16 protein-coding genes are annotated in these 18,963 nt (G+C 49.1%); 13 read left to right on the forward strand and 3 right to left on the reverse strand.

Going from position 1 to position 18,963, the window contains the following annotated elements:
- From BT105_RS15045 to BT105_RS09685, 9 genes are all read left to right on the forward strand, one after another.
- Positions 1–2,718, forward strand: a 2,718-nt coding sequence (locus tag BT105_RS15045; protein WP_177243957.1) for a prealbumin-like fold domain-containing protein, incomplete at its 5' end; no start/stop codon positions are given.
- Between the two features lie 267 nt (positions 2,719–2,985).
- On the forward strand, positions 2,986–3,912 hold the full coding sequence (locus tag BT105_RS09650; RefSeq protein WP_072300678.1) for a magnesium transporter CorA family protein: 927 nt from the start codon (positions 2,986–2,988) through the stop codon (positions 3,910–3,912).
- Positions 3,913–4,260: 348 nt separating this feature from the next.
- Positions 4,261–5,718: an L-aspartate oxidase gene (locus tag BT105_RS09655; RefSeq protein ID WP_028516013.1), complete on the forward strand. Its 1,458-nt coding sequence runs from the start codon at positions 4,261–4,263 to the stop codon at positions 5,716–5,718.
- 36 nt (positions 5,719–5,754) lie between these two features.
- The gene (locus tag BT105_RS15050; RefSeq protein ID WP_072300531.1) at positions 5,755–7,092 is read left to right on the forward strand and encodes a D-alanyl-D-alanine carboxypeptidase family protein; all 1,338 of its coding nucleotides are present in this window, start codon (positions 5,755–5,757) and stop codon (positions 7,090–7,092) included.
- Between the two features lie 506 nt (positions 7,093–7,598).
- Positions 7,599–8,438 (forward strand): carboxylating nicotinate-nucleotide diphosphorylase, encoded by an 840-nt coding sequence (gene nadC / locus BT105_RS09665; RefSeq protein WP_072300533.1) that lies wholly within the window; start codon positions 7,599–7,601, stop codon positions 8,436–8,438.
- Positions 8,439–8,499: 61 nt separating this feature from the next.
- On the forward strand, positions 8,500–8,967 hold the full coding sequence (locus BT105_RS09670) for an immunoglobulin-like domain-containing protein (protein ID WP_072300536.1): 468 nt from the start codon (positions 8,500–8,502) through the stop codon (positions 8,965–8,967).
- A 22-nt stretch (positions 8,968–8,989) separates the two neighbouring features.
- A complete protein-coding gene (locus tag BT105_RS09675) occupies positions 8,990–9,313 on the forward strand; it encodes a hypothetical protein (protein ID WP_072300537.1) in 324 nt (107 codons plus the stop codon).
- 229 nt (positions 9,314–9,542) lie between these two features.
- Positions 9,543–10,985 (forward strand): spore germination protein, encoded by a 1,443-nt coding sequence (locus BT105_RS09680; protein WP_072300539.1) that lies wholly within the window; start codon positions 9,543–9,545, stop codon positions 10,983–10,985.
- Entirely contained in the window at positions 10,978–11,961 is a 984-nt protein-coding gene (locus tag BT105_RS09685) for a hypothetical protein (RefSeq protein WP_072300548.1), read from the forward strand. Before BT105_RS09680 ends, BT105_RS09685 begins: the two co-directional genes overlap by 8 nt.
- A gap of 9 nt (positions 11,962–11,970) precedes the next feature.
- Here BT105_RS09685 and BT105_RS09690 read toward each other — a convergent pair whose 3' ends face one another.
- Complete coding sequence (locus BT105_RS09690) at positions 11,971–12,432, reverse strand: nucleoside deaminase (protein WP_072300549.1); 462 nt, start codon at positions 12,430–12,432, stop codon at positions 11,971–11,973.
- A 16-nt stretch (positions 12,433–12,448) separates the two neighbouring features.
- Positions 12,449–13,612: a CPBP family intramembrane glutamic endopeptidase gene (locus BT105_RS09695; RefSeq protein WP_072300551.1), complete on the reverse strand. Its 1,164-nt coding sequence runs from the start codon at positions 13,610–13,612 to the stop codon at positions 12,449–12,451.
- A gap of 122 nt (positions 13,613–13,734) precedes the next feature.
- On the opposite strand from BT105_RS09695, the gene BT105_RS09700 reads away from it, so the two are divergent.
- Positions 13,735–14,262, forward strand: a complete 528-nt coding sequence (locus BT105_RS09700; protein ID WP_072300553.1) for a Ger(x)C family spore germination protein — start codon at positions 13,735–13,737, stop codon at positions 14,260–14,262.
- On the opposite strand, the gene BT105_RS09705 is transcribed toward BT105_RS09700, so the two are convergent.
- Positions 14,259–14,450: a DUF6472 family protein gene (locus BT105_RS09705; RefSeq protein WP_072300555.1), complete on the reverse strand. Its 192-nt coding sequence runs from the start codon at positions 14,448–14,450 to the stop codon at positions 14,259–14,261. The genes BT105_RS09700 and BT105_RS09705 overlap by 4 nt on opposite strands.
- A gap of 576 nt (positions 14,451–15,026) precedes the next feature.
- Between BT105_RS09705 and BT105_RS09710 the strand changes: the two genes are divergently transcribed.
- From BT105_RS09710 to dusB, 3 genes are all read left to right on the forward strand, one after another.
- Complete coding sequence (locus tag BT105_RS09710) at positions 15,027–16,844, forward strand: phosphoenolpyruvate carboxykinase (GTP) (RefSeq protein ID WP_177243958.1); 1,818 nt, start codon at positions 15,027–15,029, stop codon at positions 16,842–16,844.
- Positions 16,845–17,389: 545 nt separating this feature from the next.
- A complete protein-coding gene (locus tag BT105_RS09715) occupies positions 17,390–17,881 on the forward strand; it encodes a GtrA family protein (protein WP_072300557.1) in 492 nt (163 codons plus the stop codon).
- Positions 17,874–18,875, forward strand: a complete 1,002-nt coding sequence (dusB, locus tag BT105_RS09720) for a tRNA dihydrouridine synthase DusB (protein WP_072300559.1) — start codon at positions 17,874–17,876, stop codon at positions 18,873–18,875. Before BT105_RS09715 ends, dusB begins: the two co-directional genes overlap by 8 nt.
- Positions 18,876–18,963: the final 88 nt, after the last annotated feature.

An 18,963-nucleotide genomic window follows, 5' to 3' on the forward strand; every position in this document is an offset into this window, starting at 1 on the left:
GAGTCCGCAGGCAAGGCAACATTCGTGCTCACAGCTGAGGACGAGGGCAAGACTCTCGAGGGAGTAACAGTAGGCGACAAGAAGCTTACAAAGGATGACAAGTCCACAACATTCACAGGCAACAGCACAAAGTTCACAGGTCTTAAGGACGGCAAGTACTCTCTCGAAGAGACAGCTGCTCCTAACGGCTATTCAGTAGTTTCCAAGTTCACATTCACTGTTGAGAACGGCGTTGTTACAAGCGTTGACGCTGTAACAAACGGCAAGACCTCATTTGCTGAGGGCGGCGATACTCTCATTATCGAGGACGCTAACTACGTAACTATCAGCAAGAAGGATATCACAGGCGAAAACGAGATAAAGGGAGCTACACTCGAAATAACCAATCCCGACGTTGACTGGACTTCAATTGTTGCAGCTAACAGCGGCGATAAGGACTTCGTTCAGGTTTACGACAGCAGCAAGAACGTTATCGGTATCCAATGGGTATCAGGCGATACTGCAAAGATAGTTCAGGCACTCAAGGACGGTAACTACAAGCTGAAGGAAACAGGCGAACAGTTCACAAGCGGCGGCAAGGTTTATGATGTAATCACTTCCGAGCTCCAGTTCACTATCAAGAACAGCAAGATAGTTGACGCTAAGGGCAAGGATATCAAGGCAGACCACGACAAGACATCGACTGACGGCTACTACTTTGTAGACAAGGCAGGAAATGCTATCGAGGTATGCGACGCTCAGGCAACCACCACAACAACAACTTCTACAACCACCACTACAACTACAACTACTACAACTACAACTTCTACAACCACCACTACTACAACTACAACAAGCACTACAACTACAACAAGCACTACAACTACAACAAGCACTACAACTACAACAAGCACTACAACAACAACTACTACAACAACAACTACCACAACTACTACAACCACAACAACTACACCTACTACAACTTCGACAACTACAACTACACTTGCTAAGGTCAACATCAATAAGGTGGACGACCTCGGCGGCAATGTAGTCAAGAACGCTAAGCTCACTCTCGTCGGCAGAGATACAGCAGGCAATCCTATCGAATTCAAGGACGGTCAGCTTAATGTAGGCAAGGGCGGCGAGGCTATCAACAGCGTCGGCGGAGCTCTTGTATGGCTCTCAGGCGATGAAAAGACTATCATATCTGTTACAGACGGTACTTATGTGCTCGATGAGCTTGCAGCTCCTAACGGATACGAGACTGCTACAAGAATAACCTTTGTGGTCAAGGACGGCAAGGTAGTAAGCGGCGGCAAGTCCGACAACACAGTTGAAATGGTAGATAAGAGAATAGTAACTACTACTACAACTACCACCACAACTACAACAACTACTACCACGACAACAAGCACGACCACAACGACTTCAACAACTACTACCAGTGTAACAACTACAGCGACCACAACAACTACACTTGCTAAGGTAAACATCAACAAGGTCGATGACCTGAACGGCAAGGAAGTCAAGGGCGCTAAGCTTACTCTCACAGGTAAGGGTACAGACGGTAAGGCTATTACCTTCAAGGACGGTCAGCTTACAGTAGGCAAGGGCGGCGAGGCTGTCAACAGCGTCGGCAGTGCTCTTGTATGGCTCTCAGGCGACGAAAAGACTATCGTTTCAGTTGCAGACGGAACATATACCCTCGAAGAGCTTGCAGCTCCTAAGGGTTATGAGAAGGCAACAACTGTTACATTCGAGGTCAAGGACGGCAAGGTAGTCAAGGGCGGCAAGTCTGCGGATACAGTTGAAATGGTAGACGAGATAATCGTTACTACTACAACAACTACAACAACGACCACCACCACGACAACAACAACTACTACGACGACTACAACTACCACAACTACGACCTCCACAACAACTCCTACAACAACGACTACTACTTCAACAACTACATCTACAACTACAACTACAACAACCACAACCACCACAACAACTGCTGCAACTACCACAACAGTAACAACTACTGTTACTGCTCTGGTTAAGATCGACAAGCAGGATATCTACGGAGCTGAAGTTCCAGGTGCTGAGCTTAGTATCTCAGGTAAGGACAAGAGCGGCAGGGAAGTAGTCTTTGAGGAAGGCGACATCGAGCTTGGCGATGGTGCAAAGTTCGTTAAGAAGACAGGCACGGCTGCTTCATGGATCTCAGGTACATCTGCTACAGAGATAAAGCTTGATGACGGTAACTATACTCTCCACGAGGTAGCTGCTCCTACAGGCTTTGTTGTGGCAACAGATATCATATTCGAGATCATCGACGGCAAGGTAGTTTCTGTTGACGGCAAGGCAACCTCCGAGCAGACTATCGTTATGATAGACGAGGCAGTTGTAACTACTACTACAACAAACGATACAGCAAACATGAACTTCTCAAGAACAACTACAACTACTGCAACAACTACAACAACGACATTCACCACTATGGACAGTGACGAAATGTCAAGAACCACTACTACAACAGCCGAGACTACTACAACTACAGATGAGACTACAACGACCACTGCAACAACTACTAAAGCAACTACATCAAAGGTAGCTACTACTACAAAGAAAAAGGCTACATCAAATTCTCCTCAGACAGGCGTAAAGGGAATCAGCGCAGCATTTGCGATACTCGCACTTGCAGCAGGCGGTGCTTTTGCAGCCCGTTCAAGAAAGAGAAATGACGACTGATATTGAATAATATCAATTATCCAAGGCTGTCGGACGAAAGTCCGGCAGCTTTTTTTTTGAAAAGTACTTGTAATTGAGAACGATATTTGCTATAATATTACTGTATCATGAATTTTTGGAGGTGCATTATGAGTTCTGACCCTTATGGGAATTTGAAAAATATTCCACGCTTCGGCAGACGATAATGCTCTCGTCCCTTTGCCGAAGTGAATTTCGGCGAAAGGAGCAGGGAAGGTCTGCAACGGTGCAGGCTGACCCGAAATGACAATGATAAACTTTTACAGCTATATTAACGGCTCGCTGACTCAGTGCGAGGCTCCGTCTGCCGGCTGCTGGATATCGGTTATTGATCCGACTCCCGTAGAGGTGAAGGAGCTTATCGAGGACTACGGTCTGGACAGCGGCTTCGTTAAGTCTGCTCTCGATGAGGAGGAGTCGTCCCGTATCGAGCGCGAGGACGATCAGACTCTCGTTATCATAGATACTCCTGTATCTGCTGTTGACGAGGACAAGACCAAAAACTTCTATACCCTGCCAATGGGTATAATCGTTACGGAGGAGTACGTTTTCACTATCTCTATCCGCGAAACTCAGATAATAAGCGAGGCTAAGAGAGGCGGCATACGCAATCTCCGCCCCGATTTCAAGACAAGATTCGTGCTTCAGCTGCTGCTGAGGATATCGGCTCTGTTTCTTACCTACCTGAAACAGATAGACAAGATATCATCGGCTGCCGAGCAGGAGCTCCACGACGCCATGAAGAACGAGCTTCTCATGCAGCTCCTTGCATTGGAGAAGTCTCTCGTATATTTCTCTACTTCACTGAAAGCCAATGAAGCCACTATCGAGAAGATCTTCCGCGGCAGAGTTATAAAACTCTACGACGAGGATCAGGATCTACTGGAAGATGTGCTCATTGAGATGAAGCAGGCTATTGAAATGGCGAGTATCTATTCGGGAATTTTGTCCAGTATGATGGACGGCTTCTCGTCCATAATCTCAAATAACCAGAGCATAGTAATGTGGCGTTTGACTATTGTCACCATTATTCTTGAGATACCCAATATCATGTTTGCGTTCTACGGTATCAATACCGAGGATATCCCGTTCAACCATACATGGGTGGCGCTGAGCCTTACGGCTCTGCTGACGGGCGTTACAGCCTTTGTGCTGCTGAAATGGAAGAAGAAATAGCTTGTAGGGGCGGATATTATCCGCCCTTTTGTTATGCCCTGTAGGGACGCGCATTGCGCATCCGCTTGGAAAACGAACATTATTTTTGTGGACGACCAATGGTTGTCCCTACATGGTTAATTGTTTGTAGGGGCTGATGCCCACATCAGCCCGTCAAAATAAAACGAAGGCAACGGGGCGATGTGGGCATCGCCCCCTACATATGGTCATTTTAGTTTTTTTGTAATTCGCGGAACGCCGAGGGTGACTCCCTACAGAGGAAGAAATCGCAAAATTTGGATTTACTTTTCACGATTAGTGTGTTATAATAATAGTGTATATATTTTTATGTAAAGGACGGTCCATATCATGTCCAAGAATTATGATGTTATTATAGCAGGCTGCGGAGCAGCAGGTCTCTACGCGGCTATCAATCTACCTAAGGAGCTAAATATCCTTATCCTCTGCAAGCGCGACCTGCCGCTGTGCAATTCCTCACTGGCGCAGGGCGGTATCGCAGGCGTGTACAACTCCCCAAGCGACAATATCCAGTACCACCAGAACGATACCCTCATCGCAGGAAGCTTCAAGAACAACGTTGAAGCCGTTCATACCCTCGTAAGCGAGGCTGCACAGGATATCGAGCATATCATCGAGCTGGGCGTTGAGTTCGACAAGAACCCCGACGGTACATACCACCGCACCCTCGAGGGCGGTCACAGCCACCACCGTATCTTCCACCACGCTGACGCTACAGGCAAGGAGATAACATCGACTCTCCTCGAAAACGTTCAGAAGCTCAGCAATGTGACTATCATGGAGAATACTATCATGTGCGGCGTTAAGCGCACAAAGACAGGCTACTCCGCATTTCTCAAGCTGCCCGACGACAGCTACGAGACTTGCAACTGTCACTTCATGATACTGGCTACAGGCGGTATCGGACGTGTTTACCAGTTCACCACAAACTCCGCTATCGCAACAGGCGACGGTATAACCTTTGCCTATGAAATGGGCGCTAAGATAAAGAACCTCAGCTATGTGCAGTTCCACCCGACAGCCTTCAACAACCGCGCTACCCGTGAGTGCTTCCTTATTTCAGAGGCTGTACGCGGCGAGGGAGCTTACCTCCTCAACTGCAAGAAGGAGCGCTTCATGCACAACTACGACGAGCGTCTGGAGCTCGCTCCGAGAGATGTGGTTTCTCACGCTATCGTCCTTGAATCACGCAAGCAGAATTCTACAGACTTCTATCTCGACATAAGCTATAAGGACAGCGAGTTCCTGAAAAAGCGCTTCCCCATGATATACAAGAACCTTTTGGAGCAGGGCTACGACCTTACCAAGGAGCCTGTACCTATATTCCCGTGCCAGCACTATCTCATGGGCGGTATCGACGTTGACAACAACTCCGAGACCAGCCTGCCTAATCTCTATGCCTGCGGCGAATGCTCCCACACGGGAGTCCACGGCAGCAACCGTCTCGCCAGCAATTCTCTCCTTGAAGCTCTTGTTTTCTCACGCCATGCGGCTAACGATATAGCTTCAAAAATGGCAGATGCCCCCAAGGATTTTGAGGAGGCTGAGTTCGACGCTCATATGGGAGCGCCCCGTATACCAAAGGGAGTTCGTACAGAGACAAGAAAGATACTTCAGAACTGCTACTTTGTTATACCCGATAAAAAGGCTGCGGCAGAGGGCTTCAAGCGCGTAAAGGAAATACGTGACGACCTTATAAACGGCGGCTACTTCGTTGACGCAGACTTTGTTCTTGCAAAGTCTATCGTTACTGTTGCTTACATTATCCTCGGTGAGGTAATGCAGTAATTTCTTCTTTTTGACTTTATTTGTGAGGTGATATCTGTGACAAGAATAGGACGTTTTACGGCTTCGGCAGCTGCTGCGGCAGTTATCGCAGGCTATGCGCAGCCCTTTGCGGCATTAGGTGCGGCTGTACTTGTAAAAGGCGATATAAGCCGCGATGACAGGGTATCCGTCGCAGATATCGTACTCCTGAAAAACTATCTGCTGGGACGCTACGGTCTCAACGAGAATCAGTCCATAGCCGCTGATATAAACTGCGACGGCAATATCGACACCTTTGACCTTGCGGAAATGCAGGACATTATCCTCAGGAGCAGGAATAAGCTCCCGAAAGGCACATGGATAGGCGATACCGCAGGCGGCAAGCGCTATTTCAGCTTCGGCGAAGGCAATGGTACTGTTATTGATCCCACTACAGGCGGCGTAAGCGATTTCGCCATTGAGTGCGACGAGGATATGGTGGTCCTGAAAATGAAAAGCGGCGATACTGTTACCGCTTTCATCACATGGAGCGATGAAAACTCCTTTACGCTGAAATGGGAGTACGGCAGGACTGAAACATTCCGTTATTTCTGTGATAACAGCATAAAATCATCGGAGCTCCTCACGGGGCGCTGGGTGAGTACAAACGGCAGCGTTTACGAAATAAACGGGCTCAGCGGAAAGCTCACCGACAAGAATAAGAATATAAGCCGTTTTGAGTACGCTCCCAACGGTGAGGATATAGTTTTTCACTTCGGCAGCACCGATAACAATACCGAGGGAAAGATAACCCGTACCGATTCCATGCATTTTACTATCGCATGGGACGTCGGCACAAAGGAGACCTTTACCAAGCAGGAAATAGAGGTCAGGAACGGTATAACCTATGTAAACGGCATACTTATCGCAAATAAGACCTACGCTCTGCCCTCGGACTACAACCCGGGGAAGATACTTCCCGACGCGCAGGCGGCTTTCAATATCATGCAGGCTGACGCAAAAAAGGCAGGACTGAACCTTAGTATATGCTCGGGCTTCCGCTCATACGATTATCAGAATCAGCTTTACAACGGTTACGTTGCCCGTGACGGAAAGAATGCGGCTGATACGTATTCTGCAAGGGCAGGACATTCCGAGCATCAGACGGGACTTGCAATGGATATAAACTATGCGAGCTCCGCATTTACGAATACTCCCGAGGCAAAGTGGCTTGCGGCGAATTGCTATAAGTATGGCTTTATACTCCGATACCCAAAGGGCAAGGAGAATATAACAGGCTATATGTACGAGTCGTGGCACGTCCGTTATCTGGGCAAGGAGCTTGCGAAAGAGGTATATGATTCTGGACTTACCCTTGAGGAGTTCCTGTGTATCGACTCGAAGTACAAATCGTGATAAGAACTAAGAGCTAAGATCCAAGAACTAAGTAGGGGACGGCGTCCTCGACGTCCCGAAAATGGGTGCTGTAGGGGGCGATGACCACATCGCCCCGTTAAGGGACGCCCTCACTTGCAGGGCGACACTAATCGTGTCCGGCACCCTCTGTCAGCTTTGCTGACATCTCCCTACACTGTAGGGAGTCACCCTCTTGAAAAACAGTCCACTGGACTGTTTTTTGATTCACCCCTTGCGGTTACTCCCTGTAGTACAGGGAGATGCCCATAGGGCAGAGGGTACTCGCTCCTGTTAGGAGCGCCTTCGTAACTGTGGGGTTACTCCCCACAGTGTGGGGAGATGTCGCACGGCGACAAAGGGGACGGGCTTGTTAAGCTTGCCCCACACCCCACAAGGGCTGTCAGCCCTTGACCTGACCAAAGGAACACAGTCCCTTTGGAATCCCGTTCATGGGTTCCGCAAGTTACTACGCTAAATTTTGATTTACAACAGAAAGGAAGATTATTATGAAGCTTTTACAATGCTATGTTGACAATATCATAACCACTGCCCTCATGGAGGACATAAACTACATCGACGCGGCTGCAGATAACCTTATCCCTGCCGAACACAGAAGCTCCGCTTATTACGTTGCCAAGGACACAGGCGTGGTCTGCGGTATAGAGGTCGCTAAGCGCGTTTTCGACCTCGCAGGCGGCGACGTTGACTTCAAAATACTTCTTCAGGACGGCACAAAGGTCCAGAAGGGCGACATTATCGCTGAGCTTGAAGGCAGCACTCTTACTCTCCTCAAAGGCGAGAGAACAGCTCTCAACCTCTTGCAGCATATGTCGGGTATAGCTACCGCAACAAACAAGTGCGTGGAGCTTGTCAAGGGCACTAAGGCTGCCGTTACCGACACAAGAAAGACTCTCCCCGGACTTCGCGCCCTGCAAAAGTACGCGGTAACTGTAGGCGGCGGAAAGAATCACCGTTTCAATCTCTCCGATGCGGCTATGCTCAAGGACAATCACATCGACGCATACGGCGGTATAACTGCGGCTGTCAATGCTCTCCGTGAGAAGATAGGTCATACTGTCAAGATAGAAGTTGAAGTCCGCACACTGGAGGAGCTCCACGAGGCTCTTGCTACAGGCGTTGAGATTATCATGCTGGACAATATGAGCTGTGACGAGATGAAGCAGGCTGTGGAGATAGCAGGCGGCAAGGCTCTCCTTGAAGCTTCGGGCAATGTTACCGCCGAGAATATCCGCTCCGTGGCTGAGACAGGCGTGGATATAATCTCTCTCGGTGCCCTTACTCATTCCGTTAAGTGCTTCGATATCTCTATGAAGATAAAGAAATAATGTAGGGGCGGATAATATCCGCCCTTTCTGATAGAAAAATCTGAGAAAAGGACGTACTGACATGAAAAGAATCATCGCAATAGCTTTACTATCAATATTTGTACTTGCACTTGTAAGCTGCGGCAGTAATACCGACAGCGGTCAGCCCTCTGATAACGATATGCAGTATGATTGGGGCATTACGCTGACGGCGGAAAATGTGACTCCAAGCGGTCTGACTCTCGTCTGCGAACAGTCTGGTGGAGAAAATATAGCGCAGCTGGAAACAGGAGAAGAATTTGTAGTTCAGAGAAAGAAAAATTCAAAATGGAAAGACGTTAAGTACATCACAAAAGAAGAGGTCGGCTGGCTTGCAATGGCGAGAATTATTCCAAAGGGTGAAAAATCGACCTTTGATGTGGATTGGGAATGGCTTTACGGAAAGCTGTCCGTAGGCGAATACCGCATAGGCAAGGAGTTTATGAATTTCAGAGGTACGGGTGATTTCGATGAACAGGTCATCTATGCTGAGTTTTCGATTAAAGAATAGTTTTTTCTTGGGAGGTGTAGGTATGGAAAGAGTTCTGTGGCTTATCATTATGATTCCCATTGGCATTTTGTTTACCTGTCTTGGTATCTGCGCATGGAGGCGGAAAAAGCCCATGTGGTTCTGGTCGGGGAAAGAGGTCAAAGAAAGTGAGATCTCGGATATCCCTGCCTACAACAGAGCAAACGGTATCATGTGGCTTTGTTTTTCTGCAATTTTCTGGCTGGCTGCTGTTCTGGGAGCTCTGAACTCAGAGGCGGCAGGGATAGTTGTCGCTGTGGGAACTATCGTCGGGATACCTGTACTGTTTCTTACTTATAAAAGGATATATTCAAAATATAAGCGCTGAATATCGCAGCCGTCTGTATTGATATACGGGCGGCTTTTATTATTAGGGACGCCTTCTCTTGCAAGGCGGCTTAAATGGGCTGTCGAGGACGCCAGCCCCTACAGATGATACTGTATATGTACGGTTTTACACGGGCGGCGGAACGCCGCCCCCTACAAGCTAAAGGAATATCCGCCACTACAGGTATAATAATGCAAAATCAGCGCATAATACCGCTGAGGTGAGATGTATGGAAAAAGGCGGACTGCTGCCCGTTCTCGACAGCAGCATTCAGAAGATACGCTCCGTTTCGGGGGGCTCGTCGGACGTGCTCATAAACCGCTTCGTGACAGGCGGTATACACTGCGCTCTGCTGTGCTGCGAGGGTATGGTCTCCGCATCGGTCATAACGGAGCTCATATTCGAGCCCATTACCGATATACCTCAGCAAAAGGACTCCCATGGGCTGTTCCACTATATAAACGAGGAGCTTCTGCTGTCCACTGACCGCCCCGAGGTCGGGGACTACGATACCCTTTTTCAGCTGATGAATTCGGGCTTTGCGGTGCTTCTTGCGGAGGGCATGACCACGGGGCTTGCTTTCGGAGTTCAGGGCTACAATACACGGGGAGTTCAGGAGCCGCTCGGCGAGGGCAATATCATGGGAGCACATGAGGGCTTCACGGAGACAGTCCGCACTAATATGTCGCAGATACGCAGGCGGATAAAGTCTCCCGAGCTGGTCATGGAGCTGTCGAAAAAAGGGGATAAGAGCTCCACGGATATATGCCTGTGCTATATGAAAGACCGCGTACCAAAGGCGCTTATGGAAAGGATACGGCGCTCTCTTGACAGAGTGGAGCTTGAAGCTGTGCTGACCACGGGATATCTGCGCCCCTTTGTGGAGAACGGCAGCTTTGAGCTGTTTGATTCCACGGGAACTACCGAGCGTCCCGACGTGCTGTGCTCCAAGCTTATAGAAGGGCGTGTGGCTCTGCTGGTGGACGGCGTTCCCTACGCAATAGTAATTCCGCGGCTGTTCTGTGAGAGCTTTCAGACGCTGGACGACTACGCTTACAAGCCCTACTACGCCACTTTCATTCGCTGGCTGAAATACGGAGCATTTCTCATAGCGGTTCTTCTGCCGTCATTTTATGTTGCCATAGTCATGTATCACCCCGAGCTGCTGAACAGCACCCTGTTCATGCTCCTTGTAGACTCGGAGAAAAAAGCTCCGCTGTCCATAGTAACGGAGGCTTTTTTCGTGCTGATAATGTACGAGGTCATACGTGAGGCAGGGGTTCGGCTGCCTAAGCCTGTGGGCGGAGCAGTCAGTATAATCAGCGGACTTATCATCGGCGACGCTGCTGTAAATTCGGGACTGGTCAGCACTCCGCTGCTGACTATGACGGCGCTTTCGGTTCTGGGAGGACTTGTTGTTCCCGAGCTGAATCCGCAGGTGACTGTGCTGAGGTTCGCGTTTCTCATTTCAGGAGGAGCGCTGGGGCTTTTCGGTATCAGTCTCCTTGCCTGCGCGGTACTGGTGAATATCTGCGCTACGGAGGACTACGGCTTTCCGTACATGGCGCCCCTGTCGCCTTTCAGAAAGAGCGGCATGGGCGATACGGCTGTTCGCAGCGGCATAAAGAAGCTTCAGAGCCGCGGCTTCACTGTTGAGGAGTATCATGAATAGGATATCGAAATTTCAGTTTACGGCACTGCTGCTCATAACGGACCTGTTCAGCCTCTGCTGCTGCTTCGGCGGCATTTCCCTCGGGACTTTGTGGGGGATACTGGCAGGTACGGCGGTGCAGTATCTTGCGGCGATGTGCTTTGCGGTACAGGGCGGTGCGCTTAAAAAGTGGGCGCAGGTCTTTTTCCTTGTCTATGCGGTTTTTAGCGGCGGAGCTCTGTTCGTTTCACTGTGGCGTACAAGGAGCGCTGTCTATATCCCATATGAGGCGAGCCACGGTATATGGGGAAGTCTCATGACCGCAGGACTTATCGCGCTGGTGTGCCTGTATGCTTCGTCAACAGGTATAAAATCGGTGACACGGGCGGCTGTCATAGCCGCTGTAATGGCTCTGCTGAGCCTGTCCGTTGACCTTGTCAGCGCCTTGTTCAATGCGGAGTGGAGCAACGTTTCGCTGCCTGAGAAGCGAGGCTTGCTTGGAGAGATACTGAGGGGCTTCGGGCTCAGCGGCAGTCTCGGGAGCATGGCGGTGTGGCTTGACAGCGTCAAGGGAGACAAGAGCAAGGCACTGACGGCGTACTTCGCGGCAAAAGCTGCTGCTGTCACAGCAGTAATAGTAACGGTGCTGCCTGTTGTCGGCGGTATCATGGAGCTTACGGAATTTCCCGTTATCACGGCTGCGCAGCTCTCCCAGCCCTTTGAGGCGCAGCGAATAGACTCGCTGTTTCTGGTGGTTTTCTCGGTTCTGGCGATATTCTCAGTGACCTTGCAGGTCATGACGGGAGCTTATCTTTTCGGTGAGCTACTTCCGCGCTTTCAGCGCTGGCGCAGTTTTACTGTCATTGCTTTAGTTATCGGAGCGGCTTTCATTATCAACGGCAGGGAACTGCTCACGGTCCGCGCCTGCGCGGCAGCAGCCGCGCTGCTTATTGCGCCTGTAGGCGCAAAAAAATCCGCTGCCATTGGCAGCGGATAGGCGCGGACCTTAGTTGCGGCTTTTTTTCTCGCGGAGCTGTCGGAAGAATTCCGACAGTATAGCCGAGCACTCCTCCTCCATTACGCCGCCCGTTACTTCGGGACGGTAGTTGTAGGGGAGCTCGAACATCTTCTGCACAGATACGGCAGAGCCGCTTTTTACGTCGTATGCTCCGAAAATTACGTTGTCGATACGGGAGTTTATAATAGCTCCGCAGCACATGGGACAGGGTTCAAGAGTAACGTATATGGCACATTCGGGGAGCCGCCAGCCTCCAAGAGTACGGCAGGCTTCGTCTATAGCCATTATCTCGGCGTGAGCAAGAGCGTTTTTTGCTCCCTCGCGCATATTCCGTCCCTCACCGACAATTTCGCCTGTGGTCTTTTTTACCACAACTGCGCCTACGGGGACTTCTCCCTCGTCAAAGGCTTCTCTTGCCAGCTCCAGTGCCCGGGACATATATTTATCCATGGAAATGCTCCTTGTTTTATAGTATGAGCTTTATAAGCGCAGCCATTACGCATACTCCCACAACAGCGGGCACAGGGTAGCTCCTGAATGCGATGACGAGTCGCTGCCACATAGTTATCTCGGACTTATATGACGCGATCCTGTGGTGGTTCTTTTTCTTGCCGAGTATATATAACAGACTGACTCCTGCAACACCGAATATGAATACCGCGAGGATAAAGATGTTGCGTTTCAGGAAAGCGCTGTCCACTGACGTTGATTCAAGAAGTATCAGTGCCATTCGGTAGAGCTTGAAGATTATCTGCACGTATACGGCTGTGAGTATGGAGCCGCTTCTCAGCATTCCTGCGGCTGCGATAGCAGACATGAGAAGTGCGGCAGGGAACTCGCGGACGTCCTGCACAAGGAGCGCCGACATCATTGAAGTCACCACAACAGCGAACAGGTCGCCGAACTGGCGGAGAGCTCCGAATATAGCGCCTCGGAAAAACAGCTCGGACATTACCGATACAACGACTATATCAAATATCGCATAGATGATGAACTGCTGCTGGTCCCATGCGGTGGCGTCTGCGTCTATCTCTCGGAAGTAATTGAATACCTGCCTTGTTCTGTTGGTGTATATGTTGGGCAGGCTGGTCACTGCGCTTGCTGCCAGCGACATACAAAGAGTTGCTATCATATCCGAGGAATGCCGCAGTCTGGTCATATATTGAGCCTTTAACGGCATTTTGAGTTTCCAGTGAACATACCATGCAGGCAGTATCACCTTCATCAAGCCGATAAGTATGAGAGATGTGACTATCTCGACATCTCCGCCGTAAAAGCCTGTGCTGAAAAATGAGGTATGTATATCAAAGCCGAGAAAGCTGAATAATGATATAACTGCCTTGCTGATGATATTGTCGATAACTACCCACATGAGCATTGCTATACCTGCAACGTTCATTATCTTGATGACGCAGTTGCGCTCGGCAGTCGGGAGAGACTTGCTTTCAAAGCCCTTTCCGTCAACAAAAACACTTTCTCTGCGGTCCATTTTGAAGTTGAATGAATATGGATTATCCTTATTTTTCCGCCATTTGATAAAGCTTTGATTGTAGCCGTCGTCCTGCGTCGAATAGTCGAATTGTTCCACTACGTTTATAATGTTTTTCTCTGAGGTGTCAGTAAGCTGCATTGACTCACCTCCTACAATTTCTCATAATAATAGTATCATATTTCGGGGGGAACAGTGTTGATATTTTAAAGTATTTTTATGAACAATCAGTTAATTCAGTAAAAAATAAAAGGAGATGTCTCTTGAACAGAATGATTTTTGCTTCAGCTGCCGTAACGGCGCTGATATTATCCGCAGGCTGCGCATCTGGACGTATCCACGAGCGGAGCTATCTTCGCGCTGCCGCAATATCCCGAAGCGGACAGCTTACCTTTTCTTTTTTTGACGAAGATGAACCCATAGTCGGCAGCGGCAGTGATATCGACTCAGCCAAGAGCTCCGCGGAGCTCATCGGCGGCAAGCCTGTATTCACGGGCTATACCGAGCTCGTCATCGTTGACGGAGAGGATTCGCTGCCCCTTCTTAAGCATATGCTCGAGCACTGGAAGCTGTCGCCCTCCTGCACCGTGGTCTACAGCGGCAGCGGAGAGGAACTTCTCCGAGAAAACGACGCAGAGCACCTCATCGGTATCACCGAGCAGGCTGTGAAGCAGGGGATAGCTCCCGAATGTGACATCATAACCGTGCTGGGAGAGCTCTGCCATAACGGTCAGGCAGAGGTGGCGGAGCTTCACGCTGACGGCTCAGCAGGGAGCCGCGTCATATATTAATTCTGGTGGCGGACTACTCCGTATTCGTCGTCAAGCCGATAGTACGGACAGGAGTAGTTGGTGCCCTGCAAAAAGCGGTACATTTCGTCCTCGTCAAGGTTTATCATACAGACGTAGCAGTCGTAGTCCTCGTCGTAGACGTAGTTTGTACAGGTCTCGCAGTTGGTGGTTTTTTTCTTCTTTTCCATGAGCACTCCTTTCGGGAAAGCTATTTGTCTTTAGTTAGCCTGTAGGGGGCGATGCCTACATCGCCCCGTTAGGTTAATAATAAATCGGGCTGATGTGGGCATCAGCCCCTACATATTCTATTGCAGCACGGCGTCCCTTAACGGGCGGATAATATCCGCCCCTACAACGGGCTGTCGAGGACGCCAGCCCCTACATTGGAACGGCGAGGGCGCCGTTCCCTACACACAAAACTAATCAATTATAACACAAATGAGGAGAAAAAGCAATAAAAACCGCAAATTTTCGGGAGAAATTTTTGTTTCATGCATTGACAAAAATATAACAACGTTCCTTTTTTTATATATCACAAAAACGGTTTACCGCTTTTTGCAGGCCGTTAGCCTTCGTTTACAGCAATTTTTGCATTGTTTACGAGTAATATTGCTATTCCTAAAAAATACCCTCTGCCGCTATTGACACATTGACAAAAAACAGATATAATAGTATCAGAGGAACGTTTGGCTTTTGTCGGACGCTCCGTGCTGCGGTGCTTATTTCCGCACATTACATGATAATTTTTTAGGAGGTATTATACAATGTCACTGACAAAAAACCCTAACGTATTAAAGTGGGTAGACGAAATGGTAGCTCTCTGCCAGCCTGATAAGGTAGTTTGGATCGACGGCTCTCAGGAGCAGATCGACGCTCTTATCGAAGAGGTAACTTCACTTCCAGATGACAGCTGGGACAAAATGTACAAGCTGAATCAGGAAAAGTATCCGAATTGTCTCTATCACAGAACCCGTGCTAACGACGTTGCCCGTGTTGAGGACAGAACTTTCATCTGCTCAAAGGAAAAGAAGGGTGCAGGTCCTACAAACAACTGGATGGCTCCCGATGAGATGAAGGCTCTCCTTACTCCTATGTACAACGGCGTTATGAAGGGCAGAACAATGTACGTTATCCCTTATTCAATGGGACCTATCGGTTCTCCTCTTGCTAAGGTAGGCGTTGAGGTTACTGACTCTATCTACGTTGTTCTTAACATGAACATCATGACACGTATGGGTAAACAGGCTTTCGAGAACCTCGGTGATACTTCCGACGATTTCGTAAGAGGTCTCCACTCAAAGGCTGACGTTGATCCCGAGAAGAGATACATCGTTCAGTTCCCAGAGGAAAATACAATCTGGTCTATCAACTCTGCTTACGGCGGAAACGTTCTCCTCGGCAAGAAGTGCTTCGCACTCCGTATCGCTTCATTCCAGGGCAAGAACGAGGCTTGGATGGCTGAGCATATGCTTATCCTCGGCGTTAAGAAGCCTAACGGCGAAGTTAAGTACATCACAGCTGCATTCCCATCAGCTTGCGGTAAGACCAATCTGGCTATGCTTATCCCACCTGAGGGATACAAGAAGGACGGCTATGAGATATTCACAGTCGGCGACGATATCGCTTGGATGAAGCCAGGCAAGGACGGCAGACTCTACGCTATCAACCCTGAGAACGGCTTCTTCGGCGTTGCTCCCGGAACAAACGCTAAGTCAAACTACAACGCTCTTGCTTGTACAAAGAACGGCGCAATCTTCACAAACGTTGCTCTCGATAACTCTGACAATACTCCATGGTGGGAGAAGCTCACAGAGAATCCTCCCAAGGACGCTACAGAGTGGAAGGGCGAGAAGGTAGACGGCGAGGCTTATACTGCTGCAGGCAACAAGCTTGCTCATCCAAACTCAAGATTCACAGCTCCTGCTAAGAACTGCCCATGCATCTCTCCTGAGTTCAACAATCCTGAGGGCGTTCCTGTATCTGCTATCATCTTCGGCGGCAGAAGAGCTACAACTGCTCCTCTCGTATATCAGTCATTCGACTGGACACACGGTACATACATCGGTTCAGCTGTTTCTTCTGAGACAACTGCTGCTGCTACAGGTGCTGTAGGCGTACTCCGTCACGATCCTATGGCTATGAAGCCATTCATCGGCTACAACGTAGGCGACTACTGGGCACACTGGCTCGAAATGGGCGCAAGACTGGGCAGCAAGGCTCCTAAGATCTTCAACGTAAACTGGTTCAGAACAGACGATCAGGGCAACTTCCTCTGGCCTGGTTTCGGCGACAACATGAGAGTTCTCGACTGGATCATCAAGAGAGTTGACGGCGAAGTTGACGCTGTTGAGACTCCTATCGGATACCTTCCTAAGGCTGAGGATATCAACCTCAAGGGTATCGAGGACGAGGTAACTCCTGACGCACTCAAGATGCTCCTTACAGTTGATAAGGAAGAGTGGAAGAAGGAGATCGCTGAGATGAGAAGATACTATGACGAGGACATCAAGGCTAAGGGCGGAAATATCCCACAGGCACTTTACGATGAGCTCGACATGATCGAAGCAAATCTCAACAAGTAATATCAAAAGGCGTGACTTTTGTCACGCCTTTTTTAGTTGAGAACGATTAGTTAGTAGTGAGTAGTAAGTAGTGAGTAGTTTAAAGATAAAAAAAGCTCCCCTTATGGGGAGTTTTTTGACATTCCATAGCGGTTGCTGTGAAATGAAAACAGAGCTTGAATATTTTTACAATTGATTCCCGATAATACGCTGAAAAAGCCTTTTTTTAAGCTCGGCGGCGTAAAAGAATCGATCTATTTGTATTATATCACAGTTTTTAGTTATATACAATAGCAGTATTGCACAAATAAATACTGCCGACTTAGTGTAATATAGATAAATAAATATACCGTCTGTAATAAAGACTCCCGAGTTTTTTCAAAATTTGCAGTTTTTTGTGACACTTTCACGACCTACTGCGATTATTAATGTGTAAGGGAGCAAAGGGTTTGAAATTTTCAATAATTCCTACAAAATCGCATGAAATGGCTTGCAATTTCCTTCGTAAACTGCTATTATAATAACTGTTATCAAATATGGCAGTGTAAATCGAAAGGATATTTAAAATGGAGAAATTTATCAAGTGGTGCGTTTCCATACTCCCCAAGCCGTTACAGAAAATATACTATAAATATGAAGAGAAGTGGCTCTATCTCGTTTTCGGCGGACTGACTACCGTAGTGTCTATCGTTACGAAGCTCCTGCTCTTCAAGCTGGTTCCCGGCGAGCCCAAGTGGGAGAGCACCGCAGGCGTTGTATTCTCATGGATATGCGCGGTAACATTCGCGTTCTTCACCAACAAGAAGTACGTTTTCAAGAACGAGACCAAGAACGCCAAGGAGTTCTGGAAGGTGTTCGCTTCGTTCTACGGAGCAAGACTTGCAACTCTCGGCATGGAGGAGGCTATATTCCTCATCTTCTGCGACTGGCTGGGTGTGAGCAAGACCGTTATCACATTCCTCAGTCAGGTGGTAATATTTATCGCAAACTATATCCTCAGTAAGGTCTTTGTTTTCAAGAACAAGGAAAACGATACCGCGGAGCAGCATAATGACTGACACAATTAAAATAGGAAGGGTGACTATCCCCAGAACTGCCGCACTTGCTCCCATGGCAGGAGTTGCAGACAGAGCATACAGGCTCATGTGCAAGAAGTATGGCGCGGCTTACGTGGTCAGCGAAATGGTGTCCGCAAAGGGCATATGCTACAGTGACCGCAAGACTGCGGAGCTCTGCACAGTCACCGACGAGGAGCGTCCCATGGCGGTGCAGCTTTTCGGCAGCGAGCCCGACTTCATGGCGGAGGCTGTGAAGATAGTTCTGGAATACAGTCCCGACATAATCGATATAAATATGGGCTGTCCCGTGCCGAAAGTAGTGGGGACGGGGGCAGGCTCGGCGCTGATGAAGGACGTAAAGCTGGCGGCGGATATCACAGAAGCTGCGGTAAAGGCAGCAGGGGAGACTCCCGTCACTGTGAAGATACGCAGCGGCTGGAATGCCGAGAGCATAAATGCTCCCGAGATGGCTAAGGCTCTCGAAGCAGCAGGAGCTTCGGCTGTTGCAGTTCACGGGCGCACAAGGGATATGTTCTACAGCGGCGAGTCCGACAGCAGCGTGATAAAGGCTGTGAAAGAAGCTGTCAGCATTCCCGTTATCGGAAACGGCGATATCACCGACGCTGACTCCTGCGTGAAGATGTACGGCGAGACAGGCTGCGACCTTGTGATGATAGGGCGCGGCAGCTACGGAAATCCCTTTATTTTCCGTGAGATAGAAGCGAAGCTACGCGGCGGGGCATACGAGCCGCCTGCTCTGGAAACGAAAATGCAGGTCATGCTGGAGCATATCCGCCTGATACTTGAACTCAGCGAAAAGTGCGAGGAGCTCGCTATGCACGAAGCCCGCAAACACGCGGCGTGGTACATGAACGGCTATTACGGCTCGGCAAAATTCCGCGGACGCTGCTATCAGCTTTCCTCCTATTCAGAGGCGGAGGCTCTGGCAGATGAGTTCATTCAGCTTCAGCGCAGCAGACAGGCAAGCCTTTGAGCCCTGTTATACGCTGGGGAATCCGAAACTACGCATTCTGTATACAAAGTGGACAAAACAGTGGGTTATCGTCAGAGTGTACAAAAAA

Source organism: Ruminococcus flavefaciens (genome assembly GCF_900119075.1).
In the GTDB taxonomy this organism is placed as follows: domain Bacteria; phylum Bacillota; class Clostridia; order Oscillospirales; family Ruminococcaceae; genus Ruminococcus; species Ruminococcus flavefaciens_Q.